We start from the raw sequence: 24781 nt of genomic DNA on the forward strand, positions 1-24781 counted from the left end.
GCTGCTACACCTGCTGGGGCCAGTACCAACCCAGCGGGTAATACTACACCCAAAATTGCCAGTAGCAGGGTTGGTGCGATAAGCGCTGGCACCCAGGCCAAACCAATTACCCGCAAACCCGGGTCAGAGGTAAATACGCCTGAGGTAAATGCTTATAAAAATATGGGGCAAAGTATGGCGTTTACACCGGCCAAAAAGAAAAACTTAAAAACCGCAGTAGAGGCCGACACTACCAACCAAAGCGGTTTTATTGGTCAGGTAAATATTAAACCTGATTCGGCTGCTAATAAGGCTAATAATTTAATTACGGCAAAACCTTACGCTACTGCCCAACAGTCCGATTCGGTGACTGCACCATTGCCCGATGCAATGACCGGTAACCAGGTAAATTCTTTGCCTAATATTATACCCGATAGTAGCCAAGTAGCCGCAAAGAAATTGCCGGCCGACAGTACGCAAAAGAATAAAGAGAAACCTGACTTTAAAGTCGGCCGAATTACTTTTAGCGTGCTGGCTGCTCCTGATTTAACGGCTGTAGGTTTTAAAAATCTGGGCGGAATCAGTACCAATGCCGGATTAATAATTGCCTACAACTTCTGGGGTAAATGGCTATTTTCGTCGGGGGTAATTCGGGCCCGTAAGGTTTACAAAGCCTTGCCCACCGATTATGGTAAGCCCAATTTCTGGTACGGCCGCCACGAACCTGACGATATTGAAGCCGTTTGCCAGGTATTGGATATTCCGGTAAATATTGGCTACCAGGTTTGGCAACAGGGCCGCAACAGTTTAACCGTTAACGCCGGCGTATCTAGTTACCTGATGCGGACCGAAAAATATACTTATGAATATTATGGTTACGGTGGCAACAAGGGCTACACCAGTTACTGGCAGGTAAAAAACCAGAACAAGCACCTTTTTAGCATCAGCAACTTGTCGGTGGGGTATGCCCGGCAGCTCTCGCGTAGTGTATTAATAGGGGCCGAACCGTTCGTGAAAGTGCCTTTGGCCGGTGTGGGAGCCGGTAAAATTAAGCTGGCCAGTGCGGGTGTTTTCTTTTCGCTGAGTTACCGCTACCCCCGGTAAATAAAAGATTAGCCGTTTCGGAGCAAAGTAAATGTAAGTGCCTAATAATTATCCGGAGAAAAAAGGAAGCGTCCCGTGTTGCCAAAAGTCCGGAACTTAATCTGATAGAAGACCAAATTGCCTGAACATGAAGCTTTATTTTAAACCCAAACGTGTATTAACTGCCGGCGTGTTTTGCCTGGTATTGCTGCTGGCAGGCTGTACGTATAACAACGAAGAAGAATTATACGGTGCAGAAGATGCAATCTGCAACACCGATCAGGTTACTTATTTGGCTCATATAAAGCCTATTTTGCAACAAAATTGCTACAGTTGCCATAGCAGCAGCTTCCCGTCTGGCTCAGTGGTACTGGATACCTTTGAAGGGGTTAGAACCCAGGCCAACCGAAATTTACTTGCCGTCATTAATCACGAACCTGGCCACCCACCCATGCCCAAAGGCGGAAATAAATTACCGGCCTGCGATTTAGCTAAAATTAAAAAATGGATAGAAGGGGGAACCCTGAATAATTAAGGATTAACCAAAACCGTTGGCTATGAAAGAGAAATTAGGAGTCCTGTTTTTTTGCTTGCTGCTGGTAGGGTTTACCGGCCAGGCACAAAGCCGCTATTTTACCCGCAACGGCAATATTTCTTTCTTTTCGGAAGAAATAATCGAAAACATTGAAGCCCACAACAAACAGGTTTCTTCTTTCCTGGATGTAAATACCGGCGAGCTGGTTTTCTCGGTGCCTATGAAAGCTTTTGAATTTAAAAAAGCCTTAATGCAAGAGCATTTTAACGAAAATTATATCGAGTCGCATAAATTTCCCAAAAGTACATTTAAAGGAAATATCGAAAATATAAAAGCGGTAAATCTACAGCAGGATGGCGTGTACAAAGTAAAAGTAGCCGGCCAGCTTACCATCCACGGCGTTACCAAACCCATTACCGCCGATGGTACTTTAGAAGTTAAAGGCGGTAAAATTGGGGCCAAGTCGGTGTTTGAAGTAAAGCCCGAAGATTACGCCATTGAAATACCCTTGCTGGTACGCAACCACATTGCTAAAATTATTCAGGTTAAAGTAAACCTGCTTTACGCGCCTTATACCGAAACCGCAGCCAAAGTACCTTAAGCTAAAACGTATGAAAAAGATATTCCTCTTTGTTTTACTTTCCTCCTGTTTCCTGTTTGCCAAAAAGGTATCGGCGCAAGACGATTTGCTGGCGCTGGCCGAAGCCGACAGCGCTGGTACCTCTTTTGCCACGGCTACTTTTAAAGCCACGCGTATTATAAACGGGCACTCCGTACAAACTATTCCGGCCAAAGAACTTTTGTTTTTAATATCGCACCGGTTTGGTACGCTCAATAGCGGGGCTTACAACTTTTTTGGGTTAGACCAGGCCACCATCCGGTTGGCGCTCGAATACGGACTTACCAACCGCTTATCGGTGGGTGCGGGGCGCAGCTCTTTGCGCAAAACCTACGACGGTTACTTAAAATACCAGTTGCTGCGGCAAAAAGAAGGTTCCTGGAGCGCGCCCGTCACGGCAACGGCTTTTGCCAGTACCGCTTTAGAAACCTTAAAATTTGCCGATTCTGAACGCGATAATTTATTCTCGTCGCGGCTGGTATACACGTACCAATTATTGCTGGCCCGTAAGTTTAACCAGCATTTATCTTTACAACTAGCGCCTACGCTGGTACACCGCAATCTGGTAAGCGATACCCGCGACCAGAACGACGTGTATGCCGTAGGATTGGGCGGCCGGTATAAATTAACCAAACGCACCACGTTTAACGCCGAATATTTTTACCTGCTGCCCGGCGCTACCGCCGATGATTATGTAAATTCTTTTTCGCTTGGTTTTGATATTGAGACTGGCGGCCACGTTTTTCAATTGCATGTAACCAATGCCCAGGGTATGATAGAAAAATTTTTTATTACCGAAACGCAAAACCGCTGGCGCGATGGTGGTATTTACTTTGGATTTAATATTTCGCGGGTTTTCGATTTGGCCCGGGATAAAAAATAAATTCTAAATATTCTATGCGTTCTATGCGGCCGTCTTAACAATGCTTCCCCCCAGCCTGTTGGAAACAACAGGCTTTTTTATTCATTATAATATGCCCACCTCGGCCAAATAGAGCCCGATTATCCGGAGCCTAATAAATTTTTAATGCCTGGTGCTAATAGTGGCTAACCAGATTTACCGGGGAGTTTATATTTTTACCACACCAAGCCAGATACTTATTTTGTTAAGCTTTAGCTAGACATACAAGCAAAAATCTATGGCAGCGGTATTGGCAATGTTGCGCGGCATTAATGTAAGCGGGCAGAAAAAGATTCAGATGGCAGATGTCAGGACTATGTTCGAAGAAATGCGCTTTAAGCAGGTAACTACTTATATCCAGAGCGGGAATATTATTTTCGAGAACCAGCATACGCCTTTAGAAGAACTGCCCCATTTAATTGCAGCCCAAATTTATGCGCGGTATAATTTTGAGGTACCGGTAATTACCAGGACTCAAGCCGAATTAGAGATCCTGCTTAACCAGAATCCGTGGGCCGGTAACGCGCAAATAGAAAAAGAGAAAATGCTCGTAACTTTTCTGGACCAGGTGCCCGCGCCTGAACTGGTTAATAAATTAGAGCCAACTTCCTATGAACCCGATAAATTTGTAGTGCAGGGAAAGAAATATTCTTGTATTGCCCACCTGGTTACGGCAACACCAAGCTTTCTAATAATTTTTTAGAGCGAAAGTTAAAAGTAACGGCCACTACCCGCAACTGGCGTACCGTAAACGAGCTGTACCGGCTCATGCAAGCTTACGCCCAAGTAGTTTAGCATTATACGGAAATAAAAAATCCGGCCATGCTTAGGTTTAGCGCCTTTGCCTTGCCGGATTTTTCAGTCAGTCTAAAATTAGAGTGCTATTCCTTACGCTTTCACAAATAGTGCTTTGGTTTCCTGTTTTGTTTCTTCGTCCAGGTCGTGTATAGCGCCGAGGGCTTCTACCACGGCCATTAAACCATTAAACATCCGCTCATCGGCACTGGTATTTTTAGGAATACTTTCAAACGCTTTTTCAACTATAGCCAATTCCTGCCAAGTATAACCTGTGGCGTCTATCTGTTCTTTGGCGCTGCCATTATAGGCCCAGGGCCGTTGGGTTTGCTCGCTCTTAAAAGGCATGGTTACAAAAACCTTAGACCAAGCCAACTGCCTGCCTGTCCATTTTAAATACGGGTCGTAGGTAATTTGCATATTGGCCGCAATAATATTGCCTACAGCACAGGCACAGCAATTATTATGTACCAAGGTATTGTTCAGGTAAGCATTTACTAAAATTTTTACGGTTCTGTCAAATAACGCTTTATTTTTCATCTTAAACTCCGTTAAATAGGGTTGTTCGCTGCTAATAAAATTATTGGCAGTTATGCCTATAAACAGGACAAACCCCGACCGGTTAAGGTTCCTGCACCTATACAAACCGCTAACCGGTGTTTAGATTAAGTTCTGTCCCGGAAAAAGTAATTAATGCTTAACTGCAGCGCTTTGTTATTTTTCTCACTTGCCTGACCAACATTATGTCCGTTTTCATCGGTAAAATCCATAATTAATATTTTGCTAAACCCGTAAGCATACCGCAAATCAAGACTTATTTTGGCGGTTAAATGGTACAACACCCCCGCCGTAGCACCTACATCCAGCTTTTCATAATCAACTGTATTATTCATTCTGGTTCGTTGTTTATTGCTGCGGGAACTTGCATATACATTCCCTAAGGCACTAATTTCCGGGCCCAGAAAAGCCGCTAGTTTTGGATTTATTTTATAACCCAGTAGCAGCGGTAAATTAATATAATTATAACCTGTTTTACCCTTTGTACCAGAGCTACTCTCCGTAGAAGTATAACCTTTTACAGCATAAGCCAACTCGGTGCGCATAAACATTTTTTCGCCAATATCCCGTTGCACAAAGGCTCCCAACTGATAGCCAATTCTGTTGCCGGCTTTACTATTTTCCCCATCTGGATAACCCTGGCGGGTGATATTGGTAATACTGGGCCCTGCTTTAATACCCCATAAGTTCTGGCTAAAACCCGGCTGGCTTATTAAAAAAGCCGTTACAAGGAACGCAAAGATTCTTTTCATAGTTTAGGCTTAATTGGTTTATAAAATAAACTCGGGATAACCTATATTATTTTATAAAAACGATGAATTTATTAATTGGCCATTTTGGAGTTGTATAAAATCAGAAAATAGAATGGGCGTATTTAAATGAAGTAAGATAACTATTTGTTGCCCCAAGGAGTTTAGATGCCGGAAATATGTAAATATATTACGCCAGGCTTTAAAGATGTCAAATTGATATTATACAATATTTAAAATTTTGTGGCAGGTAAAAATTATATTTTATTATTTCGGTAAAAGATTGATAAGTAATAAAAAAATATCTTTAAATTGCTATTCCAAAACATGGCTGGGCGGTTAACCCTGGTGGTAGATGCAAATAACACAACTTGCTTATTAGGTTAATATGAGAAAAATTTTATTTTTATTGTTGGTGTTTACGGCTAATGCAACATACGCACAAACCAAACTAACCGATAGCTTAACCATTGAATTAACCAAAGCCCGCACCGACTCGGCCATTATAGAGTTACATTGTGCTTTAAGCAGGGAATATTATTTATCTGATACGAACAAAGGCTTAGAACATGCCCAAATAGCCTACGAATTATGCAAAAAAACTAGCTTACCCCTTACACGGGCTAAGGCCGTAAACCTGATTGGGTATGCGCATTTAGTACAAGGCGATTTTGACAAAGCCCTGGTATGCCACTTAGAGGCTCTGAACATAGGCGAAAAAATTGCCGATACCACTACTATTATTACAGCCTACACCAATTTAGGTACCATGTACCACAAAATAAAAGATCCGGAGCGGTCGGTTTCTTTTTATAACAAAGCTTTAAAACTGGCCCAAAAAACAAAAGACCAACTGGCCCTGGCCCGGCTTTACAATAACATAGGCAATATTTACGAAGATAAAGGCCAATATATACAGGCCCTGGAGCATTTTACCAAAGCGGCCAAATTGCAGGAACAACTAGGCAATAAACGTAACTGGATTATAAGTTTGCATAATATTGGCAATGTGCACCTGTACCTGCCCCAACCAGAGCGGGGCCTGTCTTATTTATTTAAATCGTTGCGCATAGCCGACGAAATTGGTCATAAAAACAGCAAAAGTGGTACGCTCAAAAGCGTTGCCCAAATTTACCAAGCTAGCGGCGACTCTAAAAATGCCCTTAAATATGCCCACCAAAGCTACGATGAGGCGGTAATTGGAAAATCTAATAAAAAGATTGCTTCTTCGGCCCAGCTTCTGCAAGAAATATATGCCGCCGGTAAAAACTATGAGAAGGCCTTTAAATATTTAACCATTTTTGTGGAGTATGATAAGTTACTGGGGCTGGAAAGTCAGAAGAAAGTAGCCGCCGAACTGGCTACCCGCTACGAAACCGAAAAGAAAGAACTCGAAAATAAAAACTTGCGGATAGAAAAAGCCCGCCAGACCGTAGAGATTAACCAACAGCGCACTACTTTGGCTTTTGGCGTAGCGGTGGTGGTGGTTATGTTGGTATTGGTGTTGCTGCTTTACCGCAGCCGGCTGCACTTAAAATATGCTTCGGCTAAGCTGCAAAAAGCAAATAAGCTTTTACAAAACCAGCATCTGGAAATTAGCCGCCAAAAAAACGAATTATCGGTGCAGGCAGGGCAATTAAAATCGCAAAACCAACAGCTTGAGCAGCATAATAGCTTTAAAAACAAAGTTTTCTCTATTATTTCCCACGATTTAAGAGCGCCGTTTGGTTCTATAAAAGGCGTGCTCGATTTGGTGCAAAGCCATCCTATGTCGGCCGATGAAGTGCAGCCAATATTTAAGCTGCTCAGCAAAGATGTAGATGTATCGATGAATATGCTAAACAACCTTTTGGTTTGGTCTAAGGCGCAGTTAAACGAAACCAATATTGTTATGCAGCCGGTTGATTTACAGGTGTTAACAGAAGAGAATATTCAACTGGCAGCTTCTAAAGCTGAGCAGAAAAATATTAGGTTAGTAAACGCCATTGAGCCCGGTACGTTGGCCATGGCCGATAAAGAGCGGCTGAATTTTGTTTTGCGTAACCTGCTCATGAACGCTATTAAATTTACATTTGACGGTGGCGAGGTAAAATTGCACCTTTTGCCCGAAACCGAAGATAAAATAACCATTGCGGTAACCGATAATGGCCGGGGTATTTCGCCGCGGCATTTATTGAAATTATTTACCGAAGAGCGCTTTACTACTTTGGGTACAGCCAGCGAAAAAGGTACTGGTTTGGGCCTGATGTTGTGCAAAGAATTTGTGGAAAGCCTGCAAGGCAAAATATTGGTTAAAAGCGAAGAAGGCGAAGGCAGTACTTTCTTTATTGAGCTGCCTAAAGCTACTGATGTCGTGGCCAGGTTGCCTAAGGTGCCGACTTTAGCTGTAGCTTAGTAAGGTGGCTTTACTTAGCTAGTGCTCTTCCAGAATAGAAATTAGAAGTTATTATCAATTAGGCCAATTTTGTTTCATTTGATGATGAGCCTTCTAAGAACTAAATGAAGGCGCAAAAACCTAAAGGACCCTTATAACCCTAAATTCATAATTTCTAATTTTTAATTTGGAAAATTACTAATCTACTTCCAGGTTATTGGTAAGCTCAAATATTACTTCGCCGTTGGCAGCTACGCCGGTTTTTACCCAACCCGCTTTGGTATAGAACTTCTCGGCGCGGGTATCAGGCGCAGTAGTAAGGGTAAGTTTGGGAATGGCGCGCGCAAAGCACCAGGTTATCATCATGTCGTGTAACATCCGGCCAATAAATTGCCCTTCGTGATTGGGGTGCATAAATAGCGCCCATACTTTTGCTTCTGCTAAATCTACCATGGCAAAGCCCACAATGGCATCGTCTAGCTCGCATACCCAGCCTTTGCCGCGGCCTTCTAATAACTGTTGGTAGTCGGCGGGCTTTATCCTATCCGGGTCCGACAACTTGTTTTCGTGTACCGATAACCGTACCGTGTGCATTTGGGGTATGTCTTTAAGAGTGGCTTCCCGGAATAGCATAGGCGTTTGTTCTTTTATTTTAATAAGCTTATAGGGCTTACTTTACGCAAGGTTTTGTGCAGATAAAGTGTTCTGGGGTTTTACGCGCCACAAAATAGCGCCTAATTATTTAAAATCCGGTATTTATTTTAAGGTTTCTGATGCATGCCCAAGCTTCAGAAAGGTATAAAGAGCCTGGCTCCTACTCCTTGGTAATAAAAAAGTAGCGCTGCTGCCAGGCAACAACGCTACTCCAAATAAAATTTGTTAAACTTTAAGCTAAATTACTATTGCCCGTTTAGTAGCCGGGGTTTTGTTCAAAGGTGCCCTCGTTTAGCAGCAAGGCGCGCGCCGGTATAGGTCTTAAAATTTTGAGTGCTCCGCCGGTTCCCTGAAACGGATCTATGCCCCGGTTAAACCAGTTTCTAATATCGCGGTTGTACAAACGGGTTCTTTCTACCAGGGTGCCGGTCCGTTTTAAATCGAACCAACGGTGGTATTCGCCGGCCAGTTCGCGGGCTCTTTCGTCCAGAATGAAGTTAATATTTACGTCGCCGGCCGTAATGGCCATTTGGGTACCGGTTTTAGCGGCTCTTCTTCTTACCTCGTTTATGCGTTGAGCGGCCGTAGCATTATCTCCTAATTTAAAATGAGCTTCGGCTGCCAATAAGTAAGTTTCGCCTAAACGGGCCAAGAAAATATCGCGGGTACTGGAGCTTTCGCCAAATACCGATCTGGGGTCGTCGAACTTTTTAATGGCCGGGGTGGCATTATCCAGCGCGGTGCTGTTAGACGCTTCCCAGGCCGCCGAATAAGGAATTACCTGGGCCCCGTTCCGCCGGGTAGGATTAGCCGCCCGCCAGGCCTCAATATCGGCCGGACTGGAAGCCCATTTAGGTGCGTAGTAGAACCGGACATTTAGGGTATTCCGCTCGGTACTTTTATCGTAGTAATCATAATAGCGGGTGTAATATTCTATCATGAATGTGGCATCGAAGCGGGCATCGTTTTGGTTAAAAACATCGAACAGGTACATGGTTGGCACCAGGCGGTAAGCCCGATTGGGATAACCCTGAGCGGCGCCCTGGCCGCCAAAATACGGCCCGAACCAGTAGTTCTGGTTGTTACCATTGGTTTGCGGATTCTGAATAGAGCCCGGATCGTATTGAATAGAAAACAAAATTTCGGCGTTTCTTTCGTTGCCGGGGTAGAATAAGTTTTCGAACGATAAAGTGAGGGCCTGGCCGGCAATGGCGGCATCGGCTAAGGTCGCTGCTTGCACAAAATCTTCGCGGCTACCAAACGATTCGTAACCCCGGGTCAGGTGCACTTTGGCCAGATAATGCCGGATAGCTCTTTTGGAAACCCGGCCAAAATCAGCCGCGTTTTCCGGTACCAGGCTCAAGGCTTCGTTCATTTCACTGATAATAAAAGCATATACTTCTTCGGCCGAATTGCGCGAGAATTGCCCCATAGGTTCGGTAAAGCGCTCCGTAACCAGCGATACCCCGCCAAAATTCTGGACGAGTAAAAAGTAGTAATAAGCCCGCAAGAACTTTACTTCGCCTTTGCGTAAGGGCAGGTTAGCCGTGTTAGCAGTTTTATCATTAAAATACAAAGCCGAATTACAAACCTGAATGGCGGCATAGGCGTTGCGGTAAAAATTTTCGACGGGCGCTTCTTCGGGGTTTAATTCGCGGTACTCGCTAATGCCTTTGGGTTGGGTAGACCGGCCTTCTACGTACATATCGGTACCGGCCATAAAAATCCATGGTTCGCTGTATACAGTACGCAAGGAAGCGTAAGCGGCATTTACCAATTTCTCGTAGCCTTCGCTGGTGGCATAATACTGGTCCGATTCCATGTTAGACCGGTTGTCTTCTTCCAGGTAATCTTTACAACCCGTAGCGGAGAGCAGGAAAACAAAAACTAAACTTAATATATTAAATTTTTTCATCGATACTTAAAATTAAAATTTCAGATTTACCCCAAACTGATAAGTGACTGTGCTTACACCCGTGTTGTTGAGGGAACCGGTAGGGCTGTTGTTTACGGTTGGCCCATTATTTACCGGCGCTACGCTACCAGGGCTGCTTACATCTATACCGCTGGCGCTTTCCGGATCGAAGCCAGTATATTTGGTAAAGACAAACGGATTTAAAACATTGGTATAGATCCGTACATTTTTAAGTTTAATCCGTTGTAAAAGGCCGGCGGGTAAATTATACCCCAACGATATGTTTTGCACCTTTACAAAAGAGGCATCTTTGTAGTAACCCACCAAAGCCCAGTAATCGCCGGGGCGGCCGGGCATGGGGTAGGTATTAGAAGCACGGGCCTGGGTAATATTGTTTTGCGGCATGTAATAATCCATGGCTAACTTGGTGCGGCCGCGGTCCGATAAGTTAGTAAATTCAGCGTGGAAAGGACTGTATACCTGCTGCCCCTGGCGGGCAAATAAAGAAGCCGAAAAATCAAAGCCCCGGAAAGTTACCGAAGTAGAGAAACCGCCGGTCCATTTGGGGTCACGCTGCCCGATTACAGCCCGGTCAGCATTATTGATAATCTTGTCGTTGTTTAGATCTTTTACTTTGGTCTGACCCGGTAGTAGCTTGTACAAAAGGGCTTGGTCTCTCTCGCTTTCCTGCCAAACGCCTTCATTAACGTACGTATAGTTTACATTAATGGGCTGACCAATGAACCAGGCATTGCCGGGCAAATCTACTTTTTTATCGAGGAGCTCTACAATGGCATTTTTGTTACGGGCAAAGTTAAAAGTAGTAGACCACGTAAAATTATCGTTTGATATGTTTATGGTTCTTAAAGATAATTCTACCCCTTTGTTGCTTACTGAGCCCACGTTGTCTTTAATCGAGGTCCAGCCATTTTCTACGGCCACGTCGCGGTCCATAATTACCCCCTGTGACAGTTTATCATACACATCAATAGACCCCGAAATCCGGCCCAGCAAAAAAGCATAGTCTAAGCCTAAGTCATACTCGCGGGTGCGCTCCCAGGTTAAATTGGGGTTAGGTAAGCGGTTAGGCGTATAGCCCAAAGCCAGGGTGCCGCCAAAATCGTAGAAGGTAGGGCTGCTTAAATTCATTTGGGTACCGTAGGCATTAATGTTATTGTTATTACCCGCAATACCCGCGCTTAACCGTACTTTTAAATCCGAGAGAAAATCAAAGCCTTTCATAAAGTTTTCTTCGGATAAACGCCAGGCCACCGCTGCCGATGGGAAAGATGACCATTTATTGCCCGGCGATAATTTAGAAGAACCGTCCCAGCGGGTAGCCAACGTTACCAAATACCGGTCGCGGAAGGCATAATTAATCCGGCCCATGTAAGAAATAAGCGATATTTTGCTAAAATCACTTTCGGTTCTTTCGCGGGTAGAGGCTGTGCCCAGGTTGTAGAAAGAAGAATTAAAAGGCAGGTTGGTTACCCGGCTAAAGTTACTTTCGTAACGCTCCTGCTGTATGCTGTGCAAACCAGTAAATGTAAAGCTGTGATTGTTAAACGTTTTGTTTACGGTTACCAGGTTATCCATTATATACGAAAAAGCTTCCTGGTTGCGCAACTCGGCGGCTGGCTGCAAACCGCCCCGGTCTTCGGTTTGTGCACCCCAATAGCGGCCGTTTCTTTCAAAGGTAATGCGGGGCGAAAACGTAGACCGGACATTTATCCAGGAAACCGGCGAATATTGCAGGTATAAATTACCTACCCCAAAAGAACGCCGGGTATTGTTATCGGAGTTGGCGTTATCCAGCAAAGGGTTTACCGAACTGGTCATACTGGTAACATTGCTGGTGCCGGGTACGGGTATCTGGCCCGGCCTAAAAACCAGGTTACCGGCATCGTCATAAGGCTTAAACAACGGCGACATACGAAAAGCATTGGTAACCGCCAGGTTACTGCCCCGCTCTATTTCTGAGATAGCAAAATTAAAGCTGGCCCCGGCCGCCCAGCGTTCATTTAGTTTGTGGTCTACGCTGGCTTTAAAGTTAAAACGGTCGAAAGATTCGTTAATTAGGGTGCCTTTTTCGTTTTGATAGCCGGCCCCCAGTACGTATTGCATGTTGTTGCTGCTGGTACCCGATATGGTAAGCCAGTGGTTGTTCTGGACCCCGGTTTGCATAACCAGTTTACGCCAGTCGGTATAATCATTTTCGGCCACGCGGCGGGCTACTTCGGGGTTATCAGAGCCGGCGCTGGGTATAGCGGTGGGGTTATTACCGGCAATCAGATCGGGCACGATATAAGAGTTTTGCCGGAATTCCCACCATTGGGGTCCGGTCATAAAATCAGGCATTCTAACGTTTTGCCGGATACCGGTATAGCCATCGTAAGAAATGGTGGCGCCGCCTTTTACCATATTGCCTTGCTTGGTGGTAACAATAACAACCCCGTTAGAACCCCGCGAACCGTAAATGGCCGTAGATGCCGCATCTTTTAGCACATCCATTTTGGCAATATCCTGCGGGTTCAGGAAATTAATATCCGGTACAATTACACCGTCTACCACGTACAAAGGCGAGCCACCCGCCAGGGAGTTCTGCCCCCGAATTTGAATACTATAATTGGTGCCAGCCCGGCCCGTACCCGCCGAAATATCGACCCCGGCTACCTGGCCCTGTACGGCTTGTAAAGGATTAACGGTGCCGCGTTCGGCAATGGCTTCCCCTTCTACACTGGCCACCGCTACAATCACATCGGCTTTTTTCTGCGTACCGTAACCCACCACTACTACTTCTTCCAGTGTTTTGGCATCGGTTTTTAACGATACGTTTATGACGGTGCGGTTATTTACGGCAACTTCCTGCACGGTATACCCAACGTAAGAAAAAACCAGGGTGGCCGTACCCGATGGTAAGGTTAAGGAATAAGTGCCGTCTACGTTAGTAGTAGTACCGGTAGTAGTGCCTTTTAACTGAACAGTTACACCGGGCAAAGACTCGTTCTTTTCGTCGGTTACTTTGCCCTGCACGGTTACCTCAACTGCCGGCTTGCTTTCTAAAATATTATTAACAACCAGAGACCTGTTGGCCGTTAAAGGCCGGTAAGTAATGTTTTCGGCCTGCGCAAAATCCGGGAACATTGCCAATAAGGGCAAGACCGTACACAAGTAGTGCGCATAATGTAATTTTTTCATCATTTTAAATTGTTTTAATTATTCGGGTGGATACATAAAATATTTATAGGATAATACCAGTAATTATTTTATTTATTTTAAATGTACGGCAAAAGGCTAAGAGTAACAACGCACTGCAAAAGATTTTCTAGTTGTACAATATTAAGCTGAAAGCTTTGTAAATTTCTTTAACGCAATCGATACAGTATTTAGAAAATGCTAATGTAAGTGCGGGTAAAAAACGGACATTTATTAGCTAATAAGAGTTGATGGAAAATTTGCCGGCGGCTGTTGGGTATATTGTTGCTGCGCTTTAAAAGATTTGCGCCAACCCAGAACAGGAATTAGGAACGGCTATACGATAAGTCTCGGTGCCCGATAGATAATTAGGCATACTGGCCAGCTCTAAAGTAACAGCGCACAAGCCTTTTAAGATTTAACAAAACTTAATACTATTGCTAAGTACAACGCAATCAGTTTATTATATTTTTACAGCTTGTTAAAAATAGATAGCCGATTTAATATTTTATTACTGCAAATTATTTTAAATTTAACCAGAATAATTGTTACGGTTATGTTTAAAAAATTAAGGCCTTTGCGGCTAAACCGCAAATTATTGGCCGCCATAAGTTTAGGTACTTTATTAACGGGTGCAGGGTGTAGCCCCAAAACGTCTCCGACCACGGTGGGTGCTGGTGCCGTTACCAAAACCGCTAATTCCGGCAAAACTACGGCTTACCAGGTACCAGTCGAATATTTTACCTTAAAGAATGGCCTGAAAGTAGTTTTATCGCCGGATAAAACGGCACCTATTGTTACGGTTGCGGTTTACTACAATATTGGTTTCCGGAACGAGCCCAAAAACCGCACGGGTTTTGCGCACTTATTTGAGCACATGATGTTTCAGGGATCAGCCAATTTACCTAAAGGCGAATTCGATAAAATTACCGGTGGCAACGGGGGCCTAAACAATGGTTCTACCCGTTTCGACTTTACCAATTATTTTGAAATAATGCCGGCGCACACCCTCGAAACCGTTTTGTGGGCCGAAGCCGATCGCATGCGCGGACTGGATATAAACCAGGCCAGCCTGAAAAACCAGCAGGAAGTAGTTAAAAACGAAGTAAAAGTAAATGTGCTGAACCAGCCCTACGGTGGTTTTCCGTGGTTGGATATGCCGCAGTTTGCAAACAAAAACTGGTATAATGCCCACAATTTTTACGGCGATCTGAAAGACCTGGATGCTGCTAACCTCGAAGATGTTAAATCCTTTTTTAAAACGTATTACTCGCCCAGCAATGCGGCCCTGGTGGTAGTTGGCGATTTAGACGTGGCGCAGGCTAAAGCTTGGGTAAGTAAATATTTCGAAAATATTCCATCGGCCGGCGCACCGCCCCAGGTAGATTTAACCGAGCCCCGGCAGGAAAAAGAGCAGCGTTTTACCAAAGACGATAAACTGGCTACCAAACCGGCGCTGGCTTTTGCCTACCACATGCCCGATAAAAATACGCCCGAATATTATGCCATGGGTTTGTTAGACCAAATATTACTGCAGGGCCATGACAGCCGTTTGTACCAGGCGTTGGTGCAGGAGCGCGGCTACACCGGTGGTGTAGATGGTGGCATTAACTCCGGCCTGGGCAATATGTTTAATTACAACGGACCGATGCTCTGGGACGGCAGCCTGGTGTACGATAATAATATTTCGGCCGATTCTATTATGGCGGTAGTAGACCGGGAAATAAAAAAGCTGGAGACTACCGGCATTAACCAGCAGTTGCTGGATCTGGCGCTGGTAAAAATGCGTTCCAGCCTGTACGATCAAATCAGTCAGTTATACGGTTTTGGTAAAGCCGATTTACTCGCCAGTTTTGCCTTGTTCGATAACGACCCCAGCCGCATTAATAAGCTGGAAAGCGAGTTTAAGAAAGTAACGCCGGCGCTTATGCAAAAAACCATCCGGGAATATTTACGCCCCTCCAACCGGACTATTTTAATTGTAAATCCATTGGCTAAAAGTTAAGAAGCAATCATGAAAATAGTAGCAGCAATATTCTTGGGCACTGCCCTGGCTTTTAGTAATTCCGTTTTGCTGGCCCAAAGGCAAACGCCGCCGGCGCCCGGTACACCCCGTAACTTTGTATTGCCGGCCAAGCAAGAGTTTTCTCTGCCCAATGGTTTACAGGCTACATTGGTGCCTTACGGTGAAATTCCAAAAGTAACGGTTAATTTAGTAATACAAGCCGGCAATGTTCATGAGCAGGAAAACCAGAATGGCCTGGCCGACATGGTGGGCCAGCTTATGCGCGAAGGCTCCACTACCCGCAACGCCAAACAAATAGCGGAGCAGGTGGCCCGCATGGGCGGCACTTTAGATGTAAGCGTAAGTTCTAATCAAACCATTTTATCGGGTTCGGTGCTATCGGAGTTTGGGCCGGAGTTAGTAAGCTTAATGGCCGATATGGTGATGCGTCCGGCTTTTCCGCAATCCGAAATGGAACGCATAAAAAACGATTTTAAACGCAGTATGAACCTGGCCCGGTCGCAACCCGGCCAGCAGGCGCAAACCCAGTTCCGGATGGCGCTGTATAAAGGCCACCCCTACGGCCGCGATTTACCTACCGATGCCCAGATAAATGCTTTTGATGTAGACCAGGTGCGTGCGTTTTACGAACAACAGTTTGGGGCCCAGCGTACAATTATTTATGCGGCTGGTAAGTTTAATGCCCAGGCCATGCAAAAAGCCATTACCAATTCACTAAGCAGTTGGGATAAAGGTCCGGCCCCGCGTATTCCGGTGGCGCAAGCCCATACCAAAGCCGATATGCTTGTAACCGATCGGCCGGGAGCACCGCAGTCTACGTTGGTTATTGGTTTGCCGGTAGTAGATCCCTCCCACCCCGACTATACCCGTTTGCGCGTGATGAACGCCTTGCTGGGCGGCTCTTTTGGCTCCCGCATTACCACTAATATTCGCGAAGACAAAGGGTATACCTATTCGCCCCGCAGCAGTATAAATGCCCGCTACCGGGTAGCCGATTGGGCCGAAGTAGCTGACGTAACCACCGAACATACCGGCAATTCTTTAAAAGAAATCGTGAAAGAGATAGAGCGGCTGCAGAAAGAAGCGCCCTCCAGCCAGGAAATGAAAGGCATCCAGAACCTGGAAGCCGGTTTGTTTGTATTGCGTAACTCTACGCCGTCCGGCATTATTAACCAGCTAAATTTTCTGGATTTGCACGGTTTACCCGATAGTTTCCTGACCAACCAGGTACAGGAAATTCATGCAATAACGCCCGAGCAGGTACAAGCAGCCGCCAAAAAATACGTGCGCCCCGAAGACATGACTATGGTAATTATCGGCGATAAAAAAGTAATAGAACCGCAGCTAAATAAGTTTAAATCGGAACTGAAGCGGGGTATGTAAAATATAAGTCAGCTTTTAAGTATAGAGCCGCTTAACCTTTACAAAGGTTCATAGATTTAGCTTGTTTTGGATTGGGTTAAAAGTAGTAGTAAGTGAAAACCCCGGATTATTTTTGCCGCCAAAACCAGAAGCGTTACTTAGCCCCTATATTTAAATCCGGAAAGAAGAACGCTTTTGATTCGTCGGAAAGGCGTTTGCCCAAAAGCAGTAAAACCAAAATAATAAAATGAGTGATAAAAATTTATTTATAGTAACTACCCAGGATAACCAGCAGCTAGATTTAACCAAAGGCAAAGAGTTGCGCAGCAATAATTTATATCCATTTGGCCGACACAACTACGCCATTTACCGCTCGCCGGAAGGCATATATGTAAAAGGGTTAAATACCGGTATCGGCAGCCACATGCTGAATAGTTACGAAATAATTTCTGAAGCCGAAGCCCTGCAGTACCAGCACCCGTTTGTACGCGAAGATTAGCAGCACCCGCTACAGTAAGGTTTAAAATAAAAAGGGCAAACATAAATTTGTTTGCCCTTTTTATTTCTTAAAAGAAGAATAACTTATCGGATCCATTGCATTTTAGGTTGTGAAGTAGCTCGCTGATTTAAAGCGTAAAAAGATTGTTTCTCGGCTTCGTATAATTTCTCGTATTCCTCCTGGGGTAGTTCCTCTCGTAAAGCCAAATAAAAATTAGACAATTCCGGATACTGAGCCAGGCGCTCTTGCCGTTCCTGCGGGTTGTTTAAGTCATAATCAAAAAAATGTTTCATGGCATAGCTTTTAAATAGTTGAGAAATAAGCGATTGAAGGCATTTTACTTTTTTTATATTTAAAAGGTTCGGGCCAAAGGAATATTTTTTCGCTTAATTTTTAAAATACGTGTTTATTCCAATTTTTAATATTTATAGTTACAAAATGCTGACTATGAGTTGCTATATATATAAATATTGATTTAAAGGTTTAATTTGCCCGCTACAGAAGAATTACAGGTTTAAAATAGAGCCGACTTTATAAAGTATAATTAATAACGGGCGCTAACCCAAATAAAAAGGTTTAAATAAAGAAAACGCCTGGTAACGTTAACCCAATTACCTAATATCACCGGGGCAGCAAAATGCTTAAACGTGAGTTAACTAAGTGAAATTTAAATTAGTTTTTGGCTAAGCAGATGTTTTTGCCCATATTTATTAATGCGTGTTAAGCCGTGGCAAATGCAAGCATTTTGGGTGTTTAGCGTGTAAGCAGGCTCCTGGTTAGGCAGCAAGATATTTTTTGGGCGGGGAAATGCCAATAACTATTACGCGAATTTAATTACTGGTTTTAGAGATAAAGATAAAAATAAACAATGCTTTCAACCTTGCTCGCTCACCAATGGAAAGAATCCCGGCGCTCGTCGGTTTTTGGTAGAAATATAGCCGTTAATATTATTCTGGGCTTTTTCGTTGCTTATTTTTTGCTTAGCTTTTTAATTCTGGGCTTTTTTATTGATGAACTCCTGCGCAAGGCTTATCCCAGCCTAAACCCTATTACAACTTTTAATGGTTTTGTAGGCTATTATTTGGTATTGGATTTATTTATGCGGTTTATGCTGCAGGAGCTTCCGGTACTGGCCATTCAGCCATATTTGCACTTGCCCGTTAAAAAAGCCAGCTTGCTGCATTACGTGTTGCTCAAGTCGGTGCCTAGTTTGTTTAACCTTTTCCCGCTAATTATTCTGGTGCCTTTTATGGTTAAGCTACTGATACCGGCTTATGGTACAGCCACAGCCCTGGCCTGGCTGGCCGCCGTACAGGCACTTATTTTCTTTAATAATTTCCTGCTTATATATTTTAAACGGCAGCTAAGCAGTAAGCCCCGCTTTACTTTATATTTTGGTTTGGTGGTAGTGGCCCTGATAGTGGCCGATTATTTTAAAGTTATTTCTTTGCGCAGCGCTTCTGGTGTGGCGTTTGATTTCCTGCTGGCCCAACCTTGGGTATTGTTGCTGCCGGTAATTTTATTGGTGGTTATCTACGCGGTAAACTATGCATTTTTAAAAGCCCACACCTACCCCGAAGAAATTGCCATCCGGCAAACAACTCAGGCCGAAGGCCGGGAAATTTCTTTCCTGAACCGGTTCGGCGAAACCGGTAAACTTATTTCGCTGGAGTTAAAACTTATCTGGCGACACAAACGCTCCAAATCGGTAGTGTTTATGTCTTTACTGATTTTAATTTATGGCTTTATTTTTTACCCGAACAAGCTTTACATGGAAGGCTTTGGCATGCTCATATTTGTAGGCATTATGATGACCGGCATGTTTATGTTTAATTACGGGCAGTTTGTACCCAGTTGGCAAAGCAGCCATTTCGATGCCTTACTAACCAAACGCATTTCGCCGTACCAGTTTTATTTAGCCAAATTCTGGTTTTTTGTGCCGGTTAGCCTGGTGGCTTTTTTGGTGACCTTGCCTTACGGATATTTTGGCTGGAAAGTAGTACTTATTAACTTGGCAACTTTCCTGTTTAATATTGGCGTTAATGTGTTTGTGGTATTTTACTTCTCGGTGTTAAACAAAAGCCGCATCGATTTAAGCAAAAGTTCGGCTTTTAACTGGCAGGGCGTGGGCGCTTCTAAGTTTGTAATGATGTTGCCCCTTATTTTGTTGCCACTGCTTATTTACGCGCCTTTTGGGTTTATGGGAGTGCCTTACTGGGGTATATTTACCTTGGGATTATTAGGCGTGCTGGGCTTTATTTTTCACCGGCAAATGCTTAGCCTGGTAGCTAAACGTTTTGTGGCCCATAAATACAAAATGGCTACCGGCTACCGGCAGGCTTAAGCCGTTTGCAGTAAACAGTAAATAATCAACAGTTAGCAGCCGGCAACCAAGCAAGACCTGTTAAATCGAAAGAAATAAATTATTTATTCATGATAGAAGTAAGAAATATTCAGAAGGTTTACAATGGCCGCACGGTGGTAAATATTCCGGAGCTGGCCATTGGGACCGGCGAAACAGTGGGCCTGGTGGGCAATAATGGCGCCGGCAAAACTACGCTGTTCCGGATGATGCTGGATTTAATCAGGCCCAGCAAAGGCGAGGTGTTTTCGAAAGGGGTAAACGTGGCGCAGCAGGAAGTCTGGAAAAACTACACCGGCTCGCACCTCGACGAAGGCTTTTTAATTGATTACTTAACCCCTGAAGAATATTTTAAATTTATCGGCGATTTGCACCATTTATCGGCCGGCGATGTGGCCGAGCGCTTGCAGCCTTTCCACGACTTTTTTAACGGCGAAATATTAAATCAGAAAAAATATATTCGCGATTTTTCCAAGGGCAATCAAAAAAAAGTAGGCGTAGCGGCAGCGGCCTTGTCTAACCCCGAGTTGCTCATTCTCGATGAGCCTTTTGCCAATCTGGATCCCAGCTCGCAGATTAGACTTAAAAACTTGCTAAAAGCCCTGCGGGACGAAAAAAACATGACGCTTTTAATTTCGAGTCACGACCTGAGCCACGTAATAGAAGTGTGCCAGCGCATTGTAATTCTGGAAAAAGGCGAAGTCGTGCAGGACATGGAAACTACCCACAACACCTTGCAGGAGTTGGAAGCCTATTTTACGGTATAATTTAAATATATTAGTTTTTCACCTTAACAGCAAGGTTGATAAATTAATGCAATTACCGGCTTCCTTCCGGTTTGTGTGGGTACAAATCTAGGAATTGATACAGCGTGAGACACATTTAATCTCTTAATCTTCAGCTCAAAATTTCTGAATCGAAGCTAAAAACTACTCCCTAACAACTAACCCCTAACCACTACAAATAATGAACCGACGCAATTTTATTAAAACCTCTGCGGCCGCTAGTGTTGCTTTTTCGGCGTACTCGTTGCCTTTAATTTCGGTGGCCGGCAAAACCAGGCCTTACCGCACAGCATTGGTGGGCAGCGGCTGGTGGGGCATGAATATTTTGCGCGAAGCCATTGCAGCCGGTCAGTCTAAAGTAGTAGCGCTGTGCGATGTTGACCAGAATATGCTCACGGCGGCCGCCATAGAAGTAGAAAAGCTAAACGGCGATAAACCCAAAAAATACGGCGACTTCCGGGAACTGCTGGCCAAAGAAAAACCCGAAATTGTAATTGTAGCTACCCCCGATCATTGGCACCCGCTTATTACCATTGCGGCGGTGCAGCAAGGTGCCCACGTATACGTAGAAAAGCCCATTGGCCACACCATAAACGAAGGCAAAGCCATGGTAAAAGCGGCCCGGGCAGCTAACCGCATGGTGCAGGTAGGTACGCACCGCCGGGTGTCGCCGCACAACGTATCGGGTATGGAGTTTCTGAAATCCGGTAAAGCGGGTAAAATTGGCATGGTGCGGGCTTTTGTACATTACGGCGGCGGCCCCGGCCAGAAAACACCCGACAGCGAGCCGCCGGCCAACTTAAACTGGGATATGTGGTGTGGCCCCGCTCCGCTCCGCCCCTACAATAAAACCATTCACCCCAAAGGTTTCCGGGCTTATTTAGATTATGCCAACGGCCAGCTAGGTGATTGGGGCATTCACTGGCTCGACCAGATTTTGTGGTGGACCGAAGAAAAATTTCCCCGCAAAATATTCTCGACGGGTGGCCGTGCCATTCGGCAAGACAACACCGATGCGCCCGACCACCAAGTAGCCACTTACGAGTTCGAAGATTTTACCGTTAGCTGGGAGCACCGCCAGTTTGCGGGCAACAACGCCGAAAAAGGCGAAAACGTGGGTTGTTATTTTTATGGCACCGAAGGTACTTTTCACATGGGTTGGCAGCAGGGCTGGACTTTTTACCCCACCGATAAAAACAAACCGGTACTACATGAGGCTGCCAAACTAAACAAACCCGACGACCAGAATATTAAACAGTTATGGGCCAACTTTCTGCAATCTATCCAAACCAAACAACTGCCGGTTTGCGACATAGAAATTGGGCACCGCTCTACTAATATGGCTTTATTGGGCATGCTCTCTTACAAACTGGGCCGCAGTGTTAACTGGGACGGCGAAAAAGAAATTATCCTTAATGATCCCGAGGCCAATAAATTACTCAGCCGGGCTTACCGCGGCGAGTGGCAGTACCCGGCAGTTTAAAACTAATTTAAACGGTTGGTATCTTATAACCCAAAGGGCCGCAGCAGCTATTAATTAAAGTTGCTGCGGCCTTTTGGTTATAAGATATATTGCTTTAGACTTATAGAATACTTACAATGAAGCAGCCGGACAAAATTATGCTATAATATATTTATATAAATAACCATAAGTATATATATTAAGGGCTTATTACTTATAACCCAAACCTGACCACTTCCTTATCCTGATTTGTTTTAAACCAAAAAAGCTAAATATTATAATTCAATGCGCTACCCAATGCTATGCCTGTTTTTATTAACTTTTAATATACTTGGCTTTGCTCAGCAAAAAACACAGTATTTCGATGAAAATTTTAGGGTTTTGCCCGGCAAAGCGGGTGCCGCGTATTATGTAATTGAGCAGTTTACCGGCAAAAAAAACGAGTTTAAGACCGAGACCACGTACTATATAACCGGCGAAAAATTGAAGGAAGACAAGTATGTAAAAGCCGAGGATGATATTTTCTTATTTGATGGCGTAGCGCAGAAATGGTATAAAAACGGACAATTATTTTATACAACCCAATACCGGCAAGGCGAACAGGAAGGGGAAGCTTTGGGGTATTACCCCAGTGGCAAACTGAAGCGCCGCGAAAATTTTGTAGCGGGCAAACTGACTAAGGGAGAGTGTTTTAACGAAGACGGCACGCCTGCCAAGTTTGTCCCACACCTGGTAAGCGCACAATTTCCAGGTGGCTCCCCAATGCAGAAACTCTTTATCCGGAGTAACCTAAAATACCCGGCAGATGCTTTACGCAACGGCCGACAAGGAACAGTTGTGGTTAAAATATCAATTGATAAAGCCGGTAAAATGGCCAGTTCGGAAGTAGTAAATAAAATTACCCCAGCCTTAGCAGAAGAAGCCTTGCGGGTGGTTAGGGCCATGCCCAGCTTTGAACCCGCTTTAGAAGAAGGTTTGCCCACCGCCACTGCATTCTTATTGCCTATCCGGTTTAGCTTAGATGGCCGAAGAACGCCCCCTTCAAATCGAAATTTAAATCGGGGGTTTTAATTGGCATTAATTTATTAAATTGAATGATTGACTTAGCCCACAAGCTTCCAGTTGCTCAAAAGCCTTGACAAGGATGATTGGAACAAACAAACTATTGCTAAACTTTGGACCGTAAAAGATGTTGTAGCGCATCTATTAGACGGCAATATTCGCACTTTATCTGGACTTAGGGACAGACATAAAACCAACACTCCAGCTATCAATTCTTATCAGGACTTAGTAGAATACCTTAATTGCTTGAATGCAGAATGGGTTTTAGCAATGAAAAGAGTAAGCCCAGAAATGCTAATCGACTTACTTATACATACTGGTGAGCCATTCTGCAAATATTATGCTTCACTCAATCCATTTGAAAGAGCAGAATATGCTGTTGCTTGGGCGGGAGAAAATGAGAGCCCTAATTGGATGCATATAGCACGTGAATACACCGAAAAGTTTCTACATCAGCAACAAATCAGAGATGCAGTTGGCAAACAAGGAATAATGATTGAAGAACTCTATTTCCCGTTTTTGGACGTATGCATGTACGCTTTGCCCCATACTCTCAGAAATACTACACCAGAAAAAGGGAGTATAGTAAAAATGGAAATTACAGGGGAAGTAAAGGGAGAGTGGTTTGTACTGTATGATGGGAACAGTTGGGAAAGAATTGCTTCCGGGCCGGAACTCACACTATCGACTGAAATATCAATTGACACATACGCATCTTGGCAATTGTTTTCAAAAAGTTTACGACCTAAGGATTTAATGAACAAAATAAGTATTAGAGGAAATCACAAATTAGGGGAAGTAGCATTGGGAATGGTGTCCTTTATGGCTTAAATAAAAACTACTGCCAACATTGCACATAACTTATGGCAGGTGAATAGCTAAGTTCAACGTTCTCTGCTTTTAGCCAAATTCGGTTCCAACAGACAGAAAGTACTTTGAAAGACGCTACACGTTATATGTGAGGGTGTTAGCTGTAATTTAGAAAAGACCTTGGAAACAATACAGAGAAATATAGACATAAGGTTAATTAACGAATTATTTATCACCATCCCGGCAGGAACCGTTGCAATGAGAGACGACCGAACAAAGAAAATTTGGTCCGCTGATATAGATTCATTTGCATTATCTAAATTTCCAGTAACACAAGACTTGTACGAAGCAGTAACCGGTGAAAATCCAGCTACATTCAGAGGCGACAAGTTACCTGTTGAGACAGTTTCCTGGATTGAAACTATTCGTTTTTGTAATAAGCTATCCGAACTTTTGGGAAAAACGCCATGCTATACCATTAATTTAAAAACCGAAGAAATAATATTTAATGCAAAGGCCCAGGGATTTAGGTTACCAACAGAAGCTGAATGGCAATATGCCTGCCGGGCGGGAAGTAAAAATATTAGATACGGTGAACTAACGGAGATTGCCTGGTTTAAAGACAATTCTAATAACCGAACCCAGGAAGTTGGGCAAAAGCAACCTAACGCCTGGGGGCTTTACGATATGTTGGGAAATGTTTGGGAATGGTGTACCGATATTTATGACGAAACGGTGTATGGTGCATATCGCGTTTTTCGGGGTGGTGGTTGGTGCGATCCGGAAAGAAGTGTAATGGCAACAACGCGCAGAAGAAGCCACCCTTTCTCGTTCAGAATAGACGATCTAGGATTTAGAATTGCCATGAACTCGAATAAATAAAAACAGCAGCTAATAGCACCTAAGAAAACTTAGAACTGGCAGCTGCGGCAAATTATCATGTTCTTAACTACTTTGTTAAGCGCGGATTTAAAGCCTTCGAAACCTCTACGTTTCTTCGTTAAGTTTGGTAAACAGTAAGTCAACAACATGCTTAGTCTTTAGATTAAACAGACC

The 24781-nt window shown here is 44.1% G+C and carries 21 protein-coding genes; 15 read left to right on the forward strand and 6 right to left on the reverse strand.

Annotation, left to right across the window (positions count from 1 at the left end; genetic code table 11):
- The 5 genes from ACO1R6_RS03345 to ACO1R6_RS03365 form a co-directional block, all read left to right on the forward strand.
- The coding region (locus tag ACO1R6_RS03345) for a hypothetical protein (protein WP_486262173.1) at positions 1-1083 on the forward strand (1083 nt) is incomplete at its 5' end.
- A 127-nt stretch (positions 1084-1210) separates the two neighbouring features.
- Positions 1211-1597 carry a hypothetical protein gene (locus tag ACO1R6_RS03350; protein ID WP_486262174.1) on the forward strand — a complete coding sequence of 129 codons (387 nt, stop codon included), beginning with the start codon at positions 1211-1213 and terminating at the stop codon, positions 1595-1597.
- A 22-nt stretch (positions 1598-1619) separates the two neighbouring features.
- A complete protein-coding gene (locus tag ACO1R6_RS03355; RefSeq protein WP_486262175.1) occupies positions 1620-2198 on the forward strand; it encodes a YceI family protein in 579 nt (192 codons plus the stop codon).
- Positions 2199-2208: 10 nt separating this feature from the next.
- Complete coding sequence (locus tag ACO1R6_RS03360) at positions 2209-3099, forward strand: DUF5777 family beta-barrel protein (protein ID WP_486262177.1); 891 nt, start codon at positions 2209-2211, stop codon at positions 3097-3099.
- A 256-nt stretch (positions 3100-3355) separates the two neighbouring features.
- Positions 3356-3820, forward strand: coding sequence for a DUF1697 domain-containing protein (locus ACO1R6_RS03365; RefSeq protein ID WP_486262178.1), 465 nt, complete (start codon positions 3356-3358; stop codon positions 3818-3820).
- Between the two features lie 185 nt (positions 3821-4005).
- Here ACO1R6_RS03365 and ACO1R6_RS03370 read toward each other — a convergent pair whose 3' ends face one another.
- A complete protein-coding gene (locus ACO1R6_RS03370; protein WP_486262180.1) occupies positions 4006-4452 on the reverse strand; it encodes a hypothetical protein in 447 nt (148 codons plus the stop codon).
- Between the two features lie 125 nt (positions 4453-4577).
- Entirely contained in the window at positions 4578-5222 is a 645-nt protein-coding gene (locus ACO1R6_RS03375; protein WP_486262182.1) for a porin family protein, read from the reverse strand.
- Between the two features lie 385 nt (positions 5223-5607).
- Between ACO1R6_RS03375 and ACO1R6_RS03380 the strand changes: the two genes are divergently transcribed.
- Entirely contained in the window at positions 5608-7614 is a 2007-nt protein-coding gene (locus tag ACO1R6_RS03380; RefSeq protein WP_486262184.1) for a tetratricopeptide repeat-containing sensor histidine kinase, read from the forward strand.
- Between the two features lie 177 nt (positions 7615-7791).
- Here ACO1R6_RS03380 and ACO1R6_RS03385 read toward each other — a convergent pair whose 3' ends face one another.
- The 3 genes from ACO1R6_RS03385 to ACO1R6_RS03395 all read right to left on the reverse strand — a co-directional run bounded on the left by ACO1R6_RS03385 (position 7792) and on the right by ACO1R6_RS03395 (position 13363).
- Positions 7792-8226 carry a GNAT family N-acetyltransferase gene (locus tag ACO1R6_RS03385; protein WP_486262186.1) on the reverse strand — a complete coding sequence of 145 codons (435 nt, stop codon included), beginning with the start codon at positions 8224-8226 and terminating at the stop codon, positions 7792-7794.
- A gap of 277 nt (positions 8227-8503) precedes the next feature.
- The gene (locus ACO1R6_RS03390) at positions 8504-10162 is read right to left on the reverse strand and encodes a RagB/SusD family nutrient uptake outer membrane protein (RefSeq protein WP_486262188.1); all 1659 of its coding nucleotides are present in this window, start codon (positions 10160-10162) and stop codon (positions 8504-8506) included.
- Between the two features lie 12 nt (positions 10163-10174).
- A complete protein-coding gene (locus ACO1R6_RS03395; protein ID WP_486262190.1) occupies positions 10175-13363 on the reverse strand; it encodes a SusC/RagA family TonB-linked outer membrane protein in 3189 nt (1062 codons plus the stop codon).
- Between the two features lie 550 nt (positions 13364-13913).
- On the opposite strand from ACO1R6_RS03395, the gene ACO1R6_RS03400 reads away from it, so the two are divergent.
- The 3 genes from ACO1R6_RS03400 (at position 13914) to ACO1R6_RS03410 (ending at position 17244) form a co-directional block, all read left to right on the forward strand.
- On the forward strand, positions 13914-15362 hold the full coding sequence (locus ACO1R6_RS03400) for a M16 family metallopeptidase (protein ID WP_486262191.1): 1449 nt from the start codon (positions 13914-13916) through the stop codon (positions 15360-15362).
- Positions 15363-15371: 9 nt separating this feature from the next.
- Complete coding sequence (locus tag ACO1R6_RS03405; RefSeq protein ID WP_486262193.1) at positions 15372-16766, forward strand: M16 family metallopeptidase; 1395 nt, start codon at positions 15372-15374, stop codon at positions 16764-16766.
- Between the two features lie 226 nt (positions 16767-16992).
- Positions 16993-17244: a hypothetical protein gene (locus ACO1R6_RS03410; protein ID WP_486262195.1), complete on the forward strand. Its 252-nt coding sequence runs from the start codon at positions 16993-16995 to the stop codon at positions 17242-17244.
- Positions 17245-17327: 83 nt separating this feature from the next.
- Here ACO1R6_RS03410 and ACO1R6_RS03415 read toward each other — a convergent pair whose 3' ends face one another.
- Positions 17328-17537 (reverse strand): hypothetical protein, encoded by a 210-nt coding sequence (locus ACO1R6_RS03415; protein ID WP_486262197.1) that lies wholly within the window; start codon positions 17535-17537, stop codon positions 17328-17330.
- A 575-nt stretch (positions 17538-18112) separates the two neighbouring features.
- Here ACO1R6_RS03415 and ACO1R6_RS03420 point away from each other — a divergent pair.
- The 6 genes from ACO1R6_RS03420 (at position 18113) to ACO1R6_RS03445 (ending at position 24607) form a co-directional block, all read left to right on the forward strand.
- Positions 18113-19588, forward strand: a complete 1476-nt coding sequence (locus tag ACO1R6_RS03420; RefSeq protein ID WP_486262199.1) for a DUF5687 family protein — start codon at positions 18113-18115, stop codon at positions 19586-19588.
- Between the two features lie 89 nt (positions 19589-19677).
- On the forward strand, positions 19678-20373 hold the full coding sequence (locus ACO1R6_RS03425; RefSeq protein ID WP_486262201.1) for an ABC transporter ATP-binding protein: 696 nt from the start codon (positions 19678-19680) through the stop codon (positions 20371-20373).
- 199 nt (positions 20374-20572) lie between these two features.
- Positions 20573-21874, forward strand: a complete 1302-nt coding sequence (locus tag ACO1R6_RS03430; protein ID WP_486262203.1) for a Gfo/Idh/MocA family protein — start codon at positions 20573-20575, stop codon at positions 21872-21874.
- Between the two features lie 360 nt (positions 21875-22234).
- Positions 22235-22924 (forward strand): TonB family protein, encoded by a 690-nt coding sequence (locus ACO1R6_RS03435; RefSeq protein ID WP_486262205.1) that lies wholly within the window; start codon positions 22235-22237, stop codon positions 22922-22924.
- Positions 22925-22975: 51 nt separating this feature from the next.
- Complete coding sequence (locus tag ACO1R6_RS03440; RefSeq protein WP_486262207.1) at positions 22976-23746, forward strand: maleylpyruvate isomerase N-terminal domain-containing protein; 771 nt, start codon at positions 22976-22978, stop codon at positions 23744-23746.
- Between the two features lie 159 nt (positions 23747-23905).
- A complete protein-coding gene (locus tag ACO1R6_RS03445; RefSeq protein ID WP_486262208.1) occupies positions 23906-24607 on the forward strand; it encodes a formylglycine-generating enzyme family protein in 702 nt (233 codons plus the stop codon).
- Positions 24608-24781: the final 174 nt, after the last annotated feature.

The organism is Adhaeribacter sp., assembly GCF_057359045.1.